At 71.5% G+C, this 18,357-nt stretch carries 16 protein-coding genes; 7 read left to right on the top strand and 9 right to left on the bottom strand.

Features of this window, described 5'->3' with window-relative positions:
- Nucleotides 1-11: 11 nt before the first annotated feature.
- Complete coding sequence (locus ABD340_RS36010) at nucleotides 12-473, bottom strand: DUF948 domain-containing protein (protein ID WP_344595200.1); 462 nt, start codon at nucleotides 471-473, stop codon at nucleotides 12-14.
- Between the two features lie 286 nt (nucleotides 474-759).
- The gene (locus ABD340_RS36005; protein ID WP_344595250.1) at nucleotides 760-2,028 is read right to left on the bottom strand and encodes a replication-associated recombination protein A; all 1,269 of its coding nucleotides are present in this window, start codon (nucleotides 2,026-2,028) and stop codon (nucleotides 760-762) included.
- 293 nt (nucleotides 2,029-2,321) lie between these two features.
- Between ABD340_RS36005 and ABD340_RS36000 the strand changes: the two genes are divergently transcribed.
- The 4 genes from ABD340_RS36000 (at nucleotide 2,322) to ABD340_RS35985 (ending at nucleotide 4,721) form a co-directional block, all read left to right on the top strand.
- Nucleotides 2,322-2,750: a hypothetical protein gene (locus ABD340_RS36000; RefSeq protein WP_344595199.1), complete on the top strand. Its 429-nt coding sequence runs from the start codon at nucleotides 2,322-2,324 to the stop codon at nucleotides 2,748-2,750.
- 80 nt (nucleotides 2,751-2,830) lie between these two features.
- Entirely contained in the window at nucleotides 2,831-3,424 is a 594-nt protein-coding gene (locus ABD340_RS35995; protein ID WP_344595197.1) for a thioredoxin-like domain-containing protein, read from the top strand.
- Nucleotides 3,421-4,080 carry a DUF305 domain-containing protein gene (locus tag ABD340_RS35990; RefSeq protein WP_344595195.1) on the top strand — a complete coding sequence of 220 codons (660 nt, stop codon included), beginning with the start codon at nucleotides 3,421-3,423 and terminating at the stop codon, nucleotides 4,078-4,080. The genes ABD340_RS35995 and ABD340_RS35990 overlap by 4 nt, the downstream gene beginning before the upstream one ends.
- Nucleotides 4,081-4,136: 56 nt before the next feature.
- Complete coding sequence (locus ABD340_RS35985) at nucleotides 4,137-4,721, top strand: TIGR03086 family metal-binding protein (protein WP_344595194.1); 585 nt, start codon at nucleotides 4,137-4,139, stop codon at nucleotides 4,719-4,721.
- A 54-nt stretch (nucleotides 4,722-4,775) separates the two neighbouring features.
- Here ABD340_RS35985 and ABD340_RS35980 read toward each other — a convergent pair whose 3' ends face one another.
- The gene (locus ABD340_RS35980; RefSeq protein ID WP_344595193.1) at nucleotides 4,776-6,011 is read right to left on the bottom strand and encodes a DUF349 domain-containing protein; all 1,236 of its coding nucleotides are present in this window, start codon (nucleotides 6,009-6,011) and stop codon (nucleotides 4,776-4,778) included.
- A 73-nt stretch (nucleotides 6,012-6,084) separates the two neighbouring features.
- Nucleotides 6,085-6,864 (bottom strand): peptidylprolyl isomerase, encoded by a 780-nt coding sequence (locus tag ABD340_RS35975; protein WP_344595192.1) that lies wholly within the window; start codon nucleotides 6,862-6,864, stop codon nucleotides 6,085-6,087.
- Nucleotides 6,865-7,193: 329 nt separating this feature from the next.
- On the opposite strand from ABD340_RS35975, the gene ABD340_RS35970 reads away from it, so the two are divergent.
- Genes ABD340_RS35970 through aspS form a run of 3 tightly spaced genes read left to right on the top strand, consistent with a single transcriptional unit; the run spans nucleotide 7,194 to nucleotide 10,967 of the window.
- Entirely contained in the window at nucleotides 7,194-7,934 is a 741-nt protein-coding gene (locus ABD340_RS35970) for an MBL fold metallo-hydrolase (protein WP_344595190.1), read from the top strand.
- 10 nt (nucleotides 7,935-7,944) lie between these two features.
- Nucleotides 7,945-9,210: a histidine--tRNA ligase gene (gene hisS / locus ABD340_RS35965; RefSeq protein WP_344595188.1), complete on the top strand. Its 1,266-nt coding sequence runs from the start codon at nucleotides 7,945-7,947 to the stop codon at nucleotides 9,208-9,210.
- Nucleotides 9,210-10,967 (top strand): aspartate--tRNA ligase, encoded by a 1,758-nt coding sequence (gene aspS, locus ABD340_RS35960; protein WP_344595187.1) that lies wholly within the window; start codon nucleotides 9,210-9,212, stop codon nucleotides 10,965-10,967. The genes hisS and aspS overlap by 1 nt, the downstream gene beginning before the upstream one ends.
- A 63-nt stretch (nucleotides 10,968-11,030) precedes the next feature.
- Here the strand turns inward: aspS and ABD340_RS35955 are convergent, their stop codons facing one another.
- The 5 genes from ABD340_RS35955 to yajC form a co-directional block, all read right to left on the bottom strand.
- The gene (locus ABD340_RS35955; protein WP_344595186.1) at nucleotides 11,031-13,205 is read right to left on the bottom strand and encodes a RelA/SpoT family protein; all 2,175 of its coding nucleotides are present in this window, start codon (nucleotides 13,203-13,205) and stop codon (nucleotides 11,031-11,033) included.
- A gap of 770 nt (nucleotides 13,206-13,975) precedes the next feature.
- Nucleotides 13,976-14,500: an adenine phosphoribosyltransferase gene (locus tag ABD340_RS35950; RefSeq protein ID WP_344595185.1), complete on the bottom strand. Its 525-nt coding sequence runs from the start codon at nucleotides 14,498-14,500 to the stop codon at nucleotides 13,976-13,978.
- A 118-nt stretch (nucleotides 14,501-14,618) separates the two neighbouring features.
- Complete coding sequence (gene secF / locus ABD340_RS35945; protein WP_344595183.1) at nucleotides 14,619-15,788, bottom strand: protein translocase subunit SecF; 1,170 nt, start codon at nucleotides 15,786-15,788, stop codon at nucleotides 14,619-14,621.
- Nucleotides 15,788-17,659 carry a protein translocase subunit SecD gene (secD, locus tag ABD340_RS35940; RefSeq protein ID WP_344595182.1) on the bottom strand — a complete coding sequence of 624 codons (1,872 nt, stop codon included), beginning with the start codon at nucleotides 17,657-17,659 and terminating at the stop codon, nucleotides 15,788-15,790. Before secD ends, secF begins: the two co-directional genes overlap by 1 nt.
- A gap of 100 nt (nucleotides 17,660-17,759) precedes the next feature.
- Nucleotides 17,760-18,290, bottom strand: coding sequence for a preprotein translocase subunit YajC (gene yajC / locus ABD340_RS35935; RefSeq protein ID WP_344595180.1), 531 nt, complete (start codon nucleotides 18,288-18,290; stop codon nucleotides 17,760-17,762).
- Nucleotides 18,291-18,357: the final 67 nt, after the last annotated feature.

The raw sequence follows: 18,357 nt of genomic DNA, 5'->3' as shown, positions 1-18,357 counted from the left end.
TCGAGCGGGTCTCACCGTCCGCGCCCCCTGCCTCCGGAACGGGCCTGCAGCTGCGGCCGGGACGAGCCGCCGCCGGACCGCCGCTCGCGGGTCTCGCCGGACTCGCGGCTCTCGCGGGCCTCGTCGGCGCGGCTGCCCAGGGCCTTGCGGACCCCGTAGGAGAACGCCGCGGCCTTCACCAGCGGCCCGCCCACCACCGAGGTCATCACGGTGGTGACCGCGGAGACGTTCTGGGTGACGCCCGCGACCTGCTTGGTGATCACGTCGGTGCGGCCGAGCTGCTCGTTGGCGCGCCGCACCGTGCGGGTCATGTCCTCCATCAGCGGCACCGCCTGGTCGCCGATCTCGGAGAGGACCTTGCCGGCCTCGTTGAGGACGCGGGCCAGCTTGAGCAGGGTGAGGGCCAGGAACGAGACCAGCACCGCCCAGAACACGGCCACGATGAGGCCTGCCAGCTGTCCACCAGTGAGCATCAGGGCTTCCGTTCCGCTGCGTCTTCGGTCGGTGTGTCGGTTCGCTGAGTCTTGATCGCCGTGCCGGGCGTACGACCGGGTCGCGCCGCCGGGCGCGGTCTGGAGAGAGACCTTACCCTGGGCGGCCAACCCGGCCGTGCCGGGTGACGGACCACCGGGCGGTGGACCCGGCCCCGGGGTGTCCCCAGGCAGATTATCGGGCGAGCGCGGCCGAGGGCGGGAGCAACGGTCGCAAAGATCGAATCCGTCGCCGGCGCCGCCCCGCCCCGCCCCGCCCCGCCCCGGCTCAGGTGTCCTTCGGCCCGCTCCCGCCCCGCAGGACGGAACGGATGCGCGACAGCACCTCCGAGAAGCGGGCCTCCGCGCCGTGCCGGGTGGGCCGGTAGTACTCGCGGCCGTGCACGGCGTCGGGCGCGTACTGCTGCCGGACGACCCCGCCCGGATGATCGTGGGCGTACTCGTAGCCCTGGCCGTGCCCGATCTTGGCCGCGCCCTTGTAGTGCGCGTCCCGCAGGTGCCCGGGGACGGCCCCGGCATCGCCCTTCTTCACGTCCGCGATCGCCGCGTCCACCGCCATGATCACCGCGTTGGACTTGGGCGCCAGGGACAGGTGGATCACCGCCTGCGCCAGGTTGATCCGCGCCTCGGGCAGCCCGACGAACTCCACCGCCTGCGCCGCGGCCGTCGCGGCCTGCAGCGCGGTGGGGTCGGCCATCCCGATGTCCTCGCTGGCGTGCACGATCAGCCGGCGGGCGATGAACCGGGGGTCCTCGCCCGCCTCGATCATCCGGGCCAGGTAGTGCAGCGCGGCGTCGACGTCGCTGCCGCGGATGCTCTTGATGAACGCGCTGATGACGTCGTAGTGCTGGTCGCCCTCGCGGTCGTAGCGGACGGCGGCCCGGTCGACCGCCTTCTCCAGCACGTCCACGTCGATCGCCGCGCCGTCGTCGGCGACCAGCGCGGCCGCCTCGAGGTAGGTGAGGGTGCGGCGGGCGTCGCCGCCCGCCAGCCTGATCAGGTGGTCCTCGGCGGCCGGTTCCAGCCCGGTCCGGCCGCCGAGCCCGCGCTCGTCGGCCAGCGCGCGCCGGACGACCTCGCGCAGATCGTCCTCGCCGAGCGGCTCCAGGGTGAGCAGCAGCGAGCGGGACAGCAGCGGGCTGATCACCGAGAAGAACGGGTTCTCCGTGGTGGCGCCGATGAAGGAGACCCAGCGGTTCTCCACGGCGGGCAGCAGCGCGTCCTGCTGGGCCTTGTTGAAGCGGTGCACCTCGTCGACGAACAGCACGGTCTGCCGGCCGGTCATGCCCAGTTCGCGGCGGGCCAGGTCGATCTCGGCGCGGACCCGCTTGACCCCGTCGCTGACCGCGGAGACCTCCACGAAGCGGCGGGCGGTGACATGGCTGACGACCGTGGCCAGGGTGGTCTTGCCGGTGCCGGGCGGGCCCCACAGCACCAGCGACATGGGCACGTCGCGGTCGACGAGCTGGCGGATGGGCGTGCCCGGGCCGAGGAGGTGCTGCTGGCCGACGACCTCGTCCAGCGCGCGCGGCCGCATCCGCACGGCCAGGGGCTGCTGCGCCCCGGTGCTCGCGGGCCGGGCCGATGCGGCGGCCGGGCCCGGTGCGGTGGCCGGGCTTGACGTGCCGGCCGGAGGCGCGGGCGCCCCCGGGTGTTCGAAAAGCCCCTCCGGCTGGCCCGGTTCACCCCTGCTGGTCACGCTCCGACACTATCTCGCCGGACGGACATCCCCGGCGGTCCACCGGCGCCGCTAGTATCCCGGTTTGCGGGCTTCACGGGAACTCTGCGGCCCGTCCACGGCGTTGGTTGGCCCGGAGGTGGAATCGGAGCGTGACGGTGGGCCGGACGACCCCGCGACCGCGCCATGGGCCCGCAGGCCTGCTCATGGCGCTGTTCCTGGTGGCCGGTCTCGTCTTCAGCTACGGGCTGGGGCACACGCCGCCGCTGCGGGTCTGCACCGCCCACGAGACGAGCGTCCCGGCCGAAGCCGCCGACGCGATGGCGGCCCATCCTCAAGGCCTGGCGGCCGCGCCGGACCTCGTGTCCTTCGACGAGCCGGTCCACCTGCCGCCGCTTCGCTCATCCGAGGAATGCCTGTGCCTGGCGGTGCTGCTGGGTCTGCTGGCCCTGACCCTGGCGGCGAAACCGCGCCGGGTGGGTGTGCGGCGCCCACCGCGTGCGGGCTGGGCCCTCGCTCCCCCGGTCCTACCGGCTCCCCTCGCTCTGTCCCGTTCCTCCCTGCAGGTGCTCCGGCTGTGACGGACCGGCCGTGAGGCCACGCCTCGCGGCGTCCTGAACCCGCCCGTTTCCGAGCCCAGCAGTCCGAGAGAGAGTTCCGAATGTCCAAGAGCGCACGCAACCGCGCGCAGCGCAGCGTCCTCAACCAGCGCCAGGTGCCCTGGGGGAGCATCGCGTTCTTCACCGTTGTCGGCCTGGTCGCGGTCGTCGCGATCGGCTTCGCCTTCGTACAGAGCCGCCCGTCGTCGGCCGCCTCGATCGAGGGCCTCGTCGAGAAGGACGGCCTCAAGCAGGGGCACACCACCAACCCCGTCCAGTACGACACGACACCGCCCATGGGCGGTGACCACGACCCGATGTGGCAGAACTGCGACGGCCGGGTCTACGACCGCGAGCTCCGCGCCGAGAACGCCGTCCACTCCCTGGAGCACGGCGCCGTCTGGATCACCTACAAGCCCGGCCTGCCCCCCGACCAGATCGAGAAGCTGAGCGGCAAGGTGGAGAACACCGACTACACGCTCATGAGCCCCCACTCCGGCCAGGACTCTCCGGTCGTCCTGACCGCCTGGGGCAAGCAGCTCAAGCTCCAGAACGCCTCCGACGCCCGGGTGGACACCTTCCTGCGCACCTATGTCAAGGGGAAGCAGACGCCCGAGCCCGGCGCCGCCTGCAACGGCGCGAAGAACACCCCGTGACAGGCGGCGACACGCCGGCCGGACGGGCACCGCGGGGGCGGCGGGTCACCGTCGTCCTCGCGGTGCTGGTCCTGATCGTCGCCGCGGTCCTGGTCGCGATCTCGGCCCTGCGGTCGGGGCGGCCGGGCGACGACGGGCCGGAGGCGGGGTTCGCGCGGGACATGAGCGTCCACCACGCCCAGGCGGTGCGGATGTCGTTCATCGTCCGGGACCGCACGGAGGACGAGCGGGTCCGGTTGCTGGCCTACGACATCATCAACACCCAGTCCGCCCAGATCGGCATGATGACCGCGTGGCTGGACGAGTGGGAGCTGCCCAAGACCGACCCGGCGGGGCCCATGCGCTGGATGAAGGGCCACGGCGGCCACGGCGGGTCCGGGGCGGCCCCGCCCGGCGGCACGGCGGCCATGCCGGGGATGGCGACCCGCGAGCAGCTGGACCGGCTGGAGAAGGCGTCCGGACGGGACGCGGAGGTGCGGTTCCTGCAGCTGATGATCACCCATCATCGAGCCGGGGTGGCGATGGCCCGGGCCGTCCTGGAGCGCACCGACCACGCGCGCGTGCGGGCGCTGGCCCGGACCATGGTGAACGGCCAGGAGTCAGAGATCACGCTCATGACCGACATGCTCCGGCAGCGCGGCTCCGCCCCCGTCTGAGGGCAACCTTCCGATACCGCTTGACACCGAACGCCGTTCGCGGGTCACTGGCCACCATGGCTCAGAACCTCAGCGGGTACCACCGGGCACTGGATCTCTTCGAGAGCATGATCGGCGGCGTGCCCGGCGACCGGTGGTCCGCGCCCTCGCCCTGCTCGGGGTGGACCGCCCGGGATGTGACCGGGCACGTCATCGCGGGCCAGTACGCGATCCTGGCGCTGGCCACCGGCCGGCCGGCGCCGGACACGACCGGCGAGCCCGCCCGGTTCGCCTCCGGGGACGCGCTGCTGTCCTGGCGGACGGCGCGCAAGGAGTGCGACGCCGCGCTCACGCCGGAGGCGCTGCGCCGGCCGATCCCGTTCGGGACGCTGGGCGAGCTGCCGCTGATCGACTTCCTGGGCGCCAGCGTGCTGGAGCCGCTGGTGCACTCCTGGGACCTGGCCCGAGCCACCGGGCAGCCGACCCGGCTGGACGCCGACCTGGTGCATCACGCGTTCGCGACGGCCCAGGTGGTGGCCGCCGACCTGCGCAGGGACGGACGGCTTGGACCGGCGCTGCCGCCGCCGCGCGGCGCCGACGAGCAGACCCGCCTGCTGGCCTTCCTGGGCCGTGCCTCCGAGCCGTCCGCGGCGGGAAGATAGCACCACCACCGGGAGCGGGGGTCCGGCAGGGCGAGGGAACCGGCGGGGCGAGGATCAGGAGAACTCGGCGAGCGTGCGCTCGGCCTCCTCCAGCCAGGCGCGGCGGGCCGTCAGCGCCTCCTCGGCGTCCTTGACGGCCTTGTCGCGGCCCGAGTCGCGGGCCTTCTCCAGGTCCCTCTCGAGCTTCTCGATCAAGCCGCGCAGCTGCACCACCGTCGCCTCGGCGCGGGCCCGCGCCTCGGGGTTGGTGCGCCGCCACTCCTTGTCCTCGGCCCCGCGCACCGTCTCCTCGATCTTGCGGAGCCGGCCCTCCAGCCGGTCGCGCTGGTCGCGCGGCACCGGTCCGGCGGCCTCCCACCGCTCCTGGATCGCGCGCAGCGCCTGCCGCGCCTGCCGGAGGTCCCGCACCGGCAGCAGCCGCTCCGCCTCGGCGAGGATCTTCTCCTTCTCCTCGGCGTGCACCCGCAGCTCGGCGTCCCGCTCGGCGAACGCGGCGGAACGGGCGGCGAAGAAGATGTCCTGGGCGCCCTTGAACCGGGCCCACAGGTCCTCCTCGGTGTCACGGGAGGCGCGCCCGGCCATCTTCCAGCGGCGCATCAGGTCGCGGTAGGCCGCGGCGGTCTCGCCCCAGTCGGTGGAGCCGCTCATCGCCTCGGCCTCGGCGACCAGCCGCTCCTTCTCCCGCCGGGCCTCCTCGCGCTGGTCGTCCAGGGTCGCGAAGTAGACCTTGCGGCGCTTGGTGAAGGCGTTGCGGGCGGCCGACAGGCGCTTCCACAGCGCGGTCTCGGTGGGACGGTCGATCCGGTCGGCGGACTTCCACTCCTCCACCAGCCGGCGCAGCCGCTCGCCGCCGTTCTTCCAGTGCGTCTCCTCGGCGGCGATCCGCTCCGCCTCGGCGACGATCCGCTCCTTGATCTCGCGGGCCTCGTGCCGGGCGTGCTCGCGCTGGGCCTTGACCTCCTCGCGGCGGCGGCCGACCTGCTCGGTGAGGCCGTCCAGCCGCCGGAGCAGGCTGTCGAGGTCGCCGACGGCGTGCGCGTCGGCGACCGCCTCGCGCAGCCGGGAGATGCTCTGCTGGGCCTGGGAGGGCTGCAGGTCGGTGGTGCGCAGGCGCTGTTCCAGGAGGCCGATCTCGGTGGCCAGCGCGTCGTACTTGCGCTTGAAGTAGGCCAGGGCCTCCTCCGGTGCACCGGCCTGCCAGGAACCCACTACGCGCTCGCCGTCGGACGTCTTGACGTAGACGGTGCCGTCCTCGTCCACCCGGCCCCAGGGATCGGTCGCGCTGGACACCCTTGCCTCCTGAATCACGGGCCCGATCAGGTTCACAACCACCGGACCCTCCACACCTTAGTATCCCGTTCGCCTAATTCCCGGCGATCGCGACGCTCTGGATCGTCACCTTCTTCTTCGGCTCCCCCGTGCCGTCGTCGCCGGGCTTGCTGATGCCGCCCTTGGCGACCTTCTCCAGCTTGTCCAGACCCGACGTGATCTTGCCGAACACCGTGTAGTTCGGCTGCAGCTGCGAGTCTCCGTACACGAGGAAGAACTGGCTGCCGTTGGTACCGGGGCCGGAGTTGGCCATGGCGAGGGTTCCCTTGGTGTACTTGGCGCCCGCGAGGTTCTCGTCGGCGAACTGGTAGCCCGGGCCGCCGGTGCCGGTGCCGGTCGGGTCGCCGCACTGCAGCATCTTCAGCCCCTCGCCGGTGGAGAGCCGGTGGCACGAGGTCTTCTCGAAGAACTTCTTCGCCGCCAGGAAGACGAAGGAGTTCGTGGTGCACGGGGCCTTGGCGCCGTCCAGCTCGATCCCCACGTCGCCCTGGCTGGTCTTGATCGTCGCGTTGACCGGTCCCTTGTACTGGGGCTTGGCGTCAGGCCGGCCCACGTCCTTGGGCGCCTTGGCCTCCTGCGCCGCCGGCGTGTAAGAGCAGTCGCCGGCCTTGGGCTGCGGCTCCTCGGCGTTGGACGCGTCGTCCTTGCTCATCAGGGCCACCACGCCGGCACCGCTGCCCGCGACGATCGCGACCAGGGTCACCGATCCGATGATCCGGATGCGGCGGGCGCGGGCCTCCTGTGCCCGCCTGCGCGCCTGCTGCCGCTCGTACCGCTGCCGAGCGAGCTCCTTCTTGCGGTCCTTCCCCGCCACGTGCCTAGCCTCCGGTGTGATCAGATCAGGTGAACGTGCAGCGCATAGTAGCGGTCCCCGGCTACCCGCGGGTCCGCCGCCGCCGGTCCGCACCGGCCCGGCGCCGCGCCCCGGGTCCCCGCCGCCGACCCGACACGGCGATGGGCGGATCTCGTTCGCGGTGGCCACGGCCCCGCCGGTACCCTCGAAGGCACCGCGCGATTGGCCGGGTGTGGCCCGGCCACGGCGCATCGCACCCATACGGCTTCTTCCAGCGAAGTTCCAGGAAAGGCTTCCGGGACGCGTTGAGGAAGTACGTCGCCGCACCATGGCCTGAAGGAAGGACGACCGTGCTCGTCGCCGGGTTCCCCGCCGGATCGTTCGCCGCGAACTGCTACGTCGTGGCCCCCGCCGCGGGGGAGGAGTGCGTCATCATCGATCCGGGCCAGGACGCCGAGGCCGGGATCGAGGAGCTGCTGCGCGAGCACCGGCTCAAGCCGGTCGCGGTGCTGCTCACCCACGGCCATCTCGACCATGTCTGGTCGGTCGCGCCGGTCTGCGGCGCCAGGGACGTCCCCGCCTACATCCATCCGGACGACCGGGACCTGCTCACCGATCCGGCCAAGGGCCTGTCGCTGAACGCGGGCCAGCAGCTGTTCGGCGGGCTCGAGCTGGCGGAGCCGGACGAGGTGCGCGAGCTGTCCGACGGAGCCGCGCTGCGGCTGGCCGGGCTGACCATCACCGTCGATCACGCGCCGGGGCACACGCCCGGGTCGGTGACGTTCCGGACGCCGCCCGCCGGCGAGATCCCCGACGTGATGTTCTCCGGGGACCTGCTGTTCGCGGGGTCGATCGGGCGCACCGACCTGCCGGGCGGGTCCTACGAGGAGATCCTCGGCAGCCTGTCCCGGGTGTGCCTGACGCTGCCCGACCAGACCGTCGTCCTGCCCGGGCACGGCCAGCAGACCACCATCGGCCGCGAGCGCGCCACCAATCCGTTCCTCGCAGATCTGTCGCGAGGGGATTCAGGGGGGTCCTCCCCCCACGACGGCGGAACGGTGCCGGCAGACGGTCCTCGACAGGGATTCTGACCTAACGATCATGAGTTCGACTTTTCAGGCCCCCAAGGGGGTCAGCGAATACGTCCCGCCGCGCGCGGACCTGTTCTCGGCCATCCGCCAGGCGTTCGCCGAGCAGGCCAGGCTGGCCGGATACGGCTACCTGGAGCTCGCGGTCTTCGAGGACACCAATCTCTTCAAGCGGGGCGTCGGGGAGTCCACCGACGTGGTCAGCAAGGAGATGTACACCTTCGAGGACCGCGGCGGCCGGTCGCTGACGCTGCGTCCGGAGTTCACCGCCGGGGTGCTGCGGTCGGTGCTGGAGCACGGCCTGCACAAGCAGGGCGCGCTACCGGTCAAGATCTGGACGACCGGCCCGGCGTTCCGCGCCGAACGCCCGCAGCAGGGCCGCTACCGGCAGTTCTACCAGCTCGACCTGGAGGCGATCGGCAGCGAGGACCCGCAGGTCGACGCCGAGACCATCGCGCTCGCCTGGAACTGGTACCGCTCCCTCGGCCTCACCCGGGTCCGGCTGCTGCTGAACTCGCTGGGCTGCAAGGAGTGCCGTCCCGCCTACCGCACCCGGCTGCAGGAGTTCCTGCGCGGCCTCGACCTGGACGAGCCCACCCGGGAGCGGATCGAGATCAACCCGCTGCGGGTGCTGGACGACAAGCGCCCCGGGGTGCGCGCCCAGGTCGAGGGGGCCCCGCTGATGGCCGACCACCTGTGCGGGGAGTGCAAGGCCCACCACGACCGGGTCCGCGAGCTGCTCGCCGACCTGGACATCCCCTGGGAGGACACCCCGACCCTGGTGCGCGGGCTGGACTACTACACCCGTACCACCTACGAGTTCGACCACCCGCTGCTGGGCTCCCAGTCGGGCATCGGCGGCGGCGGCCGCTACGACGGGCTGTCGGAGGACATCGGCGGCCCGCCGCTGCCCGGGATCGGGTTCGGGCTCGGCCTCGACCGCACCGTCCTGGCACTGGAGGCCGAGGGCGCCGCCTTCACCGCCCCGCCGCGCTGCCAGGTGTTCGGCGTCGCACTCGGCGAGGAGGCCCAGCGGACGGTCTTCACGCTGGTGAACGAGCTGCGCGGGGCCGGGATCGCCGCCGACATGGCCTACGGCGGCAAGAAGCTCAAGGGCGCCATGAAGGACGCCGACCGGTCCGGGGCCCGCTACGCGATCATCCTGGGCGAGCGAGATATCACCGCCGGGTCCGCGCAGGTGAAGGACCTGGAAGGCGGCGACCAGGCCGCCGTGCCGCTCCCCCAGATCGTCTCCACGTTGAAGGAAAGGCTTTCTTAATGATCCGCTCGCACGAGGCGGGGACGCTCCGCAAGGAGCATGCCGGGCAGCAGGTCACGCTGGCCGGCTGGGTGGCCCGCCGCCGCGACCACGGCGGCGTCACGTTCATCGACCTGCGCGACGCCTCCGGCACCGCCCAGGTGGTGTTCAGGGAGGAGGACACCGCGCACGACCTGCGGTCGGAGTTCTGCGTCAAGATCACCGGCGAGGTGCGGGTGCGGCCCGCCGGCAACGAGAACCCCGAGCTGCCCACCGGCGGCATCGAGGTCGCCGCCGCCGACATCGAGGTGCTCTCGGAGGCGGCGCCGCTGCCGTTCCCGATCGAGGGCGACGTCAACGTCAACGAGGAGGTCCGGCTCAAGTACCGCTACCTCGACATCCGCCGCGACGCCGTCGCCAGGGCGATGCGGGTGCGCTCCGAGGGGTCCTTCCTGGTGCACGAGGTCATGCGCGAGCACGGCTTCGTCAACGTCGAGACCCCGACGCTGACCCGCTCCACGCCCGAGGGCGCCCGCGACTTCCTGGTCCCGGTGCGGCTCAAGCCCGGCCACTGGTACGCCCTCCCGCAGTCCCCCCAGCTGTTCAAGCAGCTGCTGATGGTCTCCGGCCTGGAGCGCTACTACCAGATCGCCCGCTGCTACCGGGACGAGGACTCCCGCGCCGACCGGCAGCCGGAGTTCACCCAGATCGACATCGAGATGTCGTTCGCGGAGCAGGAGGACGTGCTCCGGGTCGCCGAGGACCTGGTGGCCCGGCTGTGGAAGGAGATCGTCGGCTACGAGATCCCCCGGCCGATCCCCCGCATGACCTACGCCGAGGCCATGTCCCGGTTCGGCTCCGACAAGCCCGACCTGCGCTTCGGCAATGAGCTGACCGAGCTGACCGGCTACTTCTCCGGCACCTCGTTCCGCGTCTTCCAGGCCCCCTACGTCGGCGCCGTGGTCATGCCGGGCGGGGCGTCCCAGACCCGCAAGGAGCTGGACGGCTGGCAGGACTGGGCCAAGGCGCGCGGCGCCCGCGGCCTGGCCTACGTGCTCGTCCAGGAGGACGGCTCGCTGGGCGGCCCGGTCGCCAAGAACCTCTCCGAGGAGGAGAAGGCCGGGCTGGCCGCGAAGGTCGGCGCCGCCCCCGGTGACGCGATCTTCTTCGCGGCCGGCAAGCCGCACGCGATGCGCGAGCTGCTGGGCGCCGCCCGGCTCGAGATCGGCCGCCGCCGCGGGCTGATCGACGAGTCGGCGTGGGAGTTCTGCTGGGTGGTGGACGCCCCGGTGTTCGAGCCCGCCGAGGACGCCGACGGCGAGCAGATCGGCTGGACGCCGGTGCACCACCCGTTCACCGCGCCCAAGCCCGAGTACGCCGACGACTTCCAGGACCGGCCCGGCGAGGCCCTGGCGGACGCCTACGACATCGTCTGCAACGGCAACGAGATCGGCGGCGGGTCCATCCGTATCCACCGCGCCGAGATGCAGCAGCGGGTGTTCGACGCGCTGGGGCTGTCGAAGGAGGAGGCCGAGTCCAAGTTCGGGTTCCTGCTGGAGGCGTTCAAGTACGGCCCGCCCCCGCACGGCGGCATCGCGTTCGGCTGGGACCGCCTGGTCATGCTGCTGGCCGGGGTGGACACCATCCGCGATGTGATCGCCTTCCCGAAGGCCGCCTCCGGCCACGACCCGCTGACCGGCGCGCCCACGTCCATCAGCGCGGAGCAGCGCAAGGAGGCCGGCGTCGACGTGCTTCCCGAGGACGGCGCCGAGGAATGATCACGAGCGCCTGAGAAAGGGCCGGTCCCGCCGGGGCCGGCCCTTCTCCGTCGGCCCGGAGGGTCAGCGGTGGGTGCCGCTGGTGACGCGGTAGACGTCGTACACGCCGTCGATCGACCGGACCGCCTTCAGGACGTGCCCCAGATGCTTCGGGTCGCCCATCTCGAAGGTGAAGCGGCTGACGGCGACCCGGTCGCGCGTGGTGGTGACCGAGGCGGACAGGATGTTGACGTGCTGGTCGGACAGCACCCGCGTCACGTCCGACAGCAGCCGGGGGCGGTCGAGCGCCTCCACCTGGATGGCGACCAGGAAGACCGAGTCCTCCCCGGGCGACCACTTGACGTCGATCAGCCGGTCGGGCTGGGTCTTCAGGCTGGCCACGTTGGCGCAGTCGGCGCGGTGCACCGACACCCCGTGGCCGCGGGTCACGAAGCCGACGATGTCGTCGCCGGGCACCGGTGTGCAGCACCGCGACAGCCGCACCCACACGTCGCGGTCGCCCGCGACGACGACGCCCGGGTCGCCGGTGGTGCGGGTCCGCTTGCGCTTGGTGGGCAGCGCGATCTCGGCCAGGTCCTCGTCTGCGCTCTCCACCCCGCCCAGGGCCTCCACCAGCCGCTGGACGACGTTCTGCGCGGAGATGTGGCCCTCGCCGACGGCGGCGTACAGCGAGGAGACGTCCGGGTAGCGCATGTCGCGGGCCAGGGCCAGCAGCGCCTCCCCCGACATCATCCGCTGCAGCGGCATGTTCTGCTTGCGCATCGCGCGGGCGATGGAGTCCTTGCCGGACTCGATCGCGGTGTCCCGCCGCTCCTTGGAGAACCAGTGCTTGATCTTGTTGCGGGCGCGGGCGCTCTTGACGAAGTTGAGCCAGTCGCGGCTGGGCCCGGCGTCCTGGGACTTGGAGGTGAAGACCTCCACGGTGTCGCCGTTGTCGAGGGTGGACTCCAGCGGCACGAGGCGTCCGTTGACCCGGGCGCCGATACATCGGTGCCCGACCTCGGTGTGGATGGCGTAGGCGAAGTCGACCGGCGTGGCCCCCTGCGGAAGGGCCATCACATCGCCCTTGGGGGTGAAGACGAAGACCTCCGAGACCGACAGGTCGAACCGCAGCGACTCCAGGAACTCGGCCGGGTCGGCGGTCTCCTTCTGCCAGTCCAGCAGCTGCCGCAGCCACTGCATGTCACCGGCCTTGCGGCCGCCGACCGTCTCCTCCTTGTACTTCCAGTGCGCCGCGACGCCGTACTCGGCCCGCCGGTGCATGCCCCAGGTGCGGATCTGCAGCTCGACCGGCTTGCCCTCGGGCCCTATCACGGTCGTGTGCAGCGACTGGTACATGTTGAACTTCGGCATCGCGATGTAGTCCTTGAACCGGCCGGGGACCGGGTTCCATCGCGCGTGGATCGAGCCGAGGGCGGCGTAGCAGTCGCGGACGCTGTCGACCAGCACCCGGATGCCGACCAGGTCGTAGATGTCGTCGAAGCTGACATCCCGGGCGATCATCTTCTGGTAGATCGAGTAGTAGTGCTTGGGCCGGCCGGTCACGCTGGCCTTGATCTTGGCCTCGCGCAGATCGGTCGACACGTTCTCGATCACGTCCTGCAGGAAGTCGTCGCGGCGCGGGGCGCGCTCGGCGACCAGCCGGGCGATCTCGTCGAACCGCTTGGGGTACAGCGTGGCGAACGAGAGGTCCTCCAGCTCCCACTTCAGCGTGTTCATGCCCAGCCGGTGGGCCAGCGGCGCGAAGACCTCCAGCGTCTCGCGGGCCTTCTTCTCCTGCTTGTGCCGCGGCATGTAGCGCAGCGTCCGCATGTTGTGCAGCCGGTCGGCGAGCTTGATCACCAGCACCCGGATGTCGCGGGACATCGCCACGACCATCTTGCGGACGGTCTCCGCCTCGGCCGCCTCGCCGTACTTGACCTTGTCGAGCTTGGTCACCCCGTCGACCAGCGCGGCGATCTCGTCGCCGAAGTCGGAGCTCAGCCCGTCCAGCGTGTAGGGGGTGTCCTCGACGGTGTCGTGCAGCAGCGCGGCGCAGATCGTCTCGGTGTTCATGCCGAGTTCGGCGAGGATGGCGGACACCGCGAGCGGATGGGTGATGTAGGGGTCGCCGCTCTTGCGCTTCTGGTCGCGGTGGTAGTGGGCGGCGCAGTCGTAGGCGCGCTCGATCAGCCGCAGGTCCGCCTTCGGATGGGTGTTGCGGACCGTCTTGATCAGTGGTTCGAGTACCGGGTTCATAGCGGGACCGCGCTGCGAGCCAAGGCGGGCGAGCCTGCGGCGCACCCGCGCGGCGGACGGCGGAATCGTGGGCTGTGCGGGGCTTGCGGGTCTGCCTGCCCTGGACGTGCCGTCGGACGGGCCACCGGAGGTGCCGCCGGACGTGCCTCCGGACCCCCGCTGCCCGGGTTCGGATGTTCCTTTGGCCACCGTACCCGCACGCGCGGCCGGCCGGGCTTCTCCGGCCGTTCTGGCCCCTTTGGCGGGCTTTGCACCTTCACCGCCCGGACTCTTGCTTCGCGGGCTCCCCGTGGAAGCGGAGCCTCCGGTGGGCCCGGATTCGGACTCGGACTCGGACTCGGACTGGGCATCGGGCCGGGTCTTCGGAGCGGAGGGGGTGGGAGGGGTTTCGGTCGGCCCTTTCGTCCCGGCGGCGTCCGAGGCGGAAGGGCCGGAGCCGCTGGTGGCGGCCTGGGTTTCGGCGGCCGAGGCGTCCTGTGCGGGCCGGTCGGACTCGTCCGCCTCGCCCGGCTCGGACTCGGCGGCGGACGGCGTGGCGGCCCCACCGGCGGCCCTGGCCCGGGTCGCGCGCGCGTCCCGCCTGGTCCCCGGCTCCGTCGCCGGGCCCGCCTTACTTTCGGCCACCGTTTCGGTCACCGCTTCGGTCGATACCACCTCACCGGGCACCCAGCCTCCTCGGACCTCGGGACGCACGACCCTCCTGGCCCCGCGGGATGCGCCCGTCCCCCGCCGGACCGGATGGCGTCAGTGTATCCGCCACCCATTTCGTACTAGACCGTAACCAATGCATGAACGTCCAGATTCCCGAGCTTGTCCCGTCCATGCAAGAACGACAGCTCCAGCAGGACCGAGATTCCGGCGACTTCGCCGCCTGCCCGGCGGACCAACTCCGCGGCCGCGCGGGCGGTACCGCCGGTGGCCAGGACATCGTCGACGATCAGTACCCGGTCACCGGGACCGAACGCGTCGGCGTGCATCTCGATCGTCTCGGTCCCGTACTCGAGATCATAGGTCTCCTCGTACGACCTCGCGGGCAGCTTTCCCTTTTTCCGCACCGGTACGAAACCCGCACCGAAGTGGTAGGCGACCGGGGCGGCCAGGATGAAGCCGCGCGCCTCGATCCCGACGATCTTGTCGACGGTGCCGCGGCCGTGGTGGTTGACGATGGCGTCCACGACGCCCGCGAAGGCGACGTGGTCGGCCAGCAGCGGGGTGATGTCCTTGAAGAGCACACCCGGCTTGGGGTAGTCGGGCACGTCCCGGATCCGGTCCCGGATCAGCTTGTCGAGGTCCACTGGCGCTCCCTGTTCACTTCTGTCATGCGTCGGCCGTGCCCCCGCCCCCCTGAGGGACGGTGGGCACGGCCGATACGCTGCCTGCCGCGCCGACGCCGCGGCGCCGCCTACTCGAACGCTACTTGCCCCGGCGCTGCTGCCGGCTGCCGCGCTTGGGCTGCTGCCGCGGCCCCTGCTGGACGACCTTGCGCACGGTCACCGAGGCCCGGACGTCCTCGTCCGGGGCGTCGTCGACCGGCTCGGGGTCGTCGTCTTCGTCCTTGGCGCCGCCGCCCCGGCCGACGGTGACCGCGGCCTCGGCCTTGGCCGCCTTGGCCTGCCGCTTGGCGCTGCTCTCCCGGCGCGCGATGTTGGCCCGCAGCTCGCGGTACTTGGGCTCGCGCTCCTTGAGCTGGACCAGCAGCGGGGTGGCCACGCAGATCGAGGAGTAGGTGCCCACGATCATGCCGACGAACAGCGACAGCGACAGGTCCTTCAGCGTGCCCGCGCCGAACAGCGTGGTGCCGATGAACAGGATCGCCGCGACCGGCAGGATCGCCACCAGCGAGGTGTTCAGCGAGCGCACCAGGGTGCTGCTGAGCGCCTGGTTGGCCGCCTCACTGTAGGTGATCTTGGAGGTCGGGCCGAGCGGCTTGGTGACCTCCTTGATCATGTCGAACACCACCACGGCGTCGTACAGCGAATAGCCCAGGATGGTCAGGAAGCCCAGCAGCGTGGCGGGCGTGACCTCGAACCCGGACCAGGCGTACACGCCCGCGGTGATGACCAGGTCGTGCACCAGGGCGACCACGGCGGCCAGCGCCATCCGCCACTCGAACGCCACGGACAGATAGCCGATGATCAAGATCATGAAGACCAGCAGCGCCTGCCAGGCCTTCTCCGAGATCTCGCCACCCCAGGATGCCCCCACCACCTGGGTGCTGACCTTCTGCTCCGGGACGTTCAGTTCCTCGGCGACGTTCTTCTTGACGTCGGTCACCTTGGTGGAGCTGAGGCTCTCGGTGGTGACCCGCCAGTCGCCGCCGGCCTTCTGCACGATCGCCTGGTGCGCCCCGCCGCCGGTCACCGCGCCGCGCACCTGCTCGATGGAGGAACTGGGCGCGCTGAAGGTGAACACCGAGCCGCCCTTGAACTCCACGCCGAAGTTCAGGCCCTGGATGAGCAGGCCCGCGATGGACACCACCAGCAGCAGCCCCGAGATGGAGTACCAGATCTTGGGCTTGCCGACGATGTCGGCGCTGATCTCGCCCCGGTAGATCCGGGAGATGACTGCGCGCAGCCCCAGCATCAGGCCTCCTGGCTCTTCGGGCTCTTCGAGCGGGCGGAACCGGCGCCGGCGGTCGCGGTGGCCCGGCCGGGCGCCGCGGGCCTCGCCGACCCGGTCGTGTTACGGGTCGTCGCCTTGCGCAGCCGCGAGGCGTCCAGCCCCGACAGCGGATGGCCGCGGCCGAAGAACCTGGTCCGCGACAGCAGGCCCACCAGCGGCTTGGTGAAGAAGAACACCACGATCACGTCGATCAGCGTGGTCAGGCCCATCGCGAACGCGAAGCCCCGGACCCCGCCGACCGCCAGGAAGTACAGCACCAGCGCGGCCAGGAAGGTCACCGCGTCGGCGACCAGGATGGTGCGCCGCGCCCGCTTCCACGCCACCTCGACCGAGGGCCGCAGCGTACGGCCCGCGCGCAGTTCGTCGCGCAATCGCTCGAAGTAGACGATGAACGAGTCGGCGGTGATGCCGATGGAGACGATGAGGCCGATGATGTGCGGCAGCGACAGCCGGAACCCCATGTTCTCGCCCAGGATCACCACCGACACGTAGGTGATCCCGGTGGCCACCATCAGGCTGGAGACCGCCACCAGCCCCAGGCCCCGGTAGTACATCAGGCAGTACAGCACCACCAGGACCAGCCCGATCGCGCCGGCGATCATGCCGCCGCGCAGCTGGTCGGAGCCCAGCGTGGAGGACACCTCGTCGATCGAGCTCTGCTTGAACTCCAGCGGCAGCGCGCCGTACTTGAGCACGTTGGCCAGGTCGGTGGCGTAGGTCTGGGTGAAGCTCTCCGGCGGCCCGTCGATCTGCGCGGTGCCGCCGGTGATCGCGCCCTTGCTGATGCTGGGCGCCGACACCACCTGGCCGTCCAGCACGATCGCGATCTGCGAGCGCGGGGAGGACTGGTCCATCTGGTAGGCCTGGTAGGCCTCGGTGGTGGCCTGCCCGAACTGGCGGGCGCCCTGGGACTTGAACTTCAGGCTGACCCACCAGCTGCTCTGCCCCTGGGTGGAGTCCGGGGGCATCGCGGAGGCGTCGGAGACCTGCTCGCCCAGCACCCGGACCGGGCCCATGATGTACTTGGCGACCTGGCCCCGCTCCTCCTTCTGGTCGCAGGCGGCCACCCACTTGCGGTTGGGGTCGTTGGACCCCGGCACCCGCTTGTCGGGCACGTAGCAGTTGAGCTGCTCGAACTGCTTGATCACGGCCTTGTCGCCGATGCCGGTGTAGTCCGGCGCGCCGCCCGCGGCGCCCGGCGGGACCAGCTGCGACGGCAGCTGCGACGGGTTCGGCGACGCCGGGCTCGAGGGCTTGGCCGACGCGCTGCCCGACGGCGTGGGCGTCGGCGCCGCCATGGCCTCCGACAGCGCCCGGCCCCGCGCGGTCGGCGAGGCGCTCGGCGACCCCGACGGCGACGGGCTGGACGACGGGCTCGGCTTGCCCGAGTTCTTGTCCTTGGCGGACGGCGTCGGCGAGGGGGCGGGCGGGGCGGCCCCCATCGGCTTGCCGTCGGCCACCGCGTACACCTGGCGGAACTGCAGCTTGGCGGTGGTGCCGATCAGCTGGACGACGCGGTCCTGCCCCTCACCCGGCACGTTGACCACGATGTTGCGGGAGCCCTGCTTGGCCACCTCGGCGTCCGACACGCCGAGACCGTTGACCCGCTGGGTCATGATCTTGACGGCCTGGTCCATCTGGGTGGCGGGCGGGGTGCGCCCGTCGGCGGTCGCGGCGGTCAGCGTGACGGTGGTCCCGCCGGCCAGGTCCAGCCCCAGCTTGGGGGTGGGCTGGCCCTGCAGGAACATCACGCCGGTGAGGGCCGCCATGACCACGAACAGCGCGAGGAGCGTGCGCCCTGGATTGGGAATGTTGCTGCGAGGCGGAGCCACTGGTCGTCTAACTTCCCGTAGTCGTCGTCGGTCCAAGACCGGTGCGGCCCGCGCCCCGGTCGCTGTCGGCGCGCCGGTCGGTGCCGGCGCGCCGCCGGGATCAGCCGGAGGACTTCTTCAGGCCCTTGCCCGCGCCGGCTCCCTGCGCGGCGGGCTTGCCGTCCTCGTCGGCCTCGGCCTCGGCGTCGGCGTCCCCTGAGGGCTTGGACTCCTCGGGCTCCTCCGCGTCCGCCCCGCCCTTGCCGTCCTTCTTCAGGTCGGTCTTGGCGGCGGTGTCGTCGGACAGGTCCTCGTCGTCGTCCTCGGTGAGGTCGACCTCCTCGGCGGGCTTGTCGCCCTCCGTGACCACCTGCATCACGGCCTGCTTGACGAACCGGGCCTCGACGCCGGGGGCGATCTCCAGCACGAGGCCGTCGTCGTCCACCGACACCACGTCGGCGTACATCCCGTTGGTCGTCATCACCCGGGCTCCGGGGTGCAGGGCGTTCTGCATCTGCAGCTGCTCCTTGCGCCGCTTGCTCTGCGGCCGGATCAGCAGGAAATAGAAGACCAGGGGCACGGCCAGGAGCAGCAGGAGGTTGAACGCCCCGCTACTGCTCTGATTCGCCGCAATAATCATGTCGCTGCCCATCACTGGGGCATCCTTCCGAAGTGGTTCGCCCAGCCTGCCGCCGGTTTCGGCGGCGCCGACGGTGCGG

The organism is Actinomadura vinacea, assembly GCF_039532545.1.
Classification (GTDB): Bacteria; Actinomycetota; Actinomycetes; order Streptosporangiales; family Streptosporangiaceae; genus Spirillospora; species Spirillospora vinacea.
Note: the sequence above shows the minus strand (reverse complement) of the source record. Positions and strands in the feature narration are given on the sequence as shown.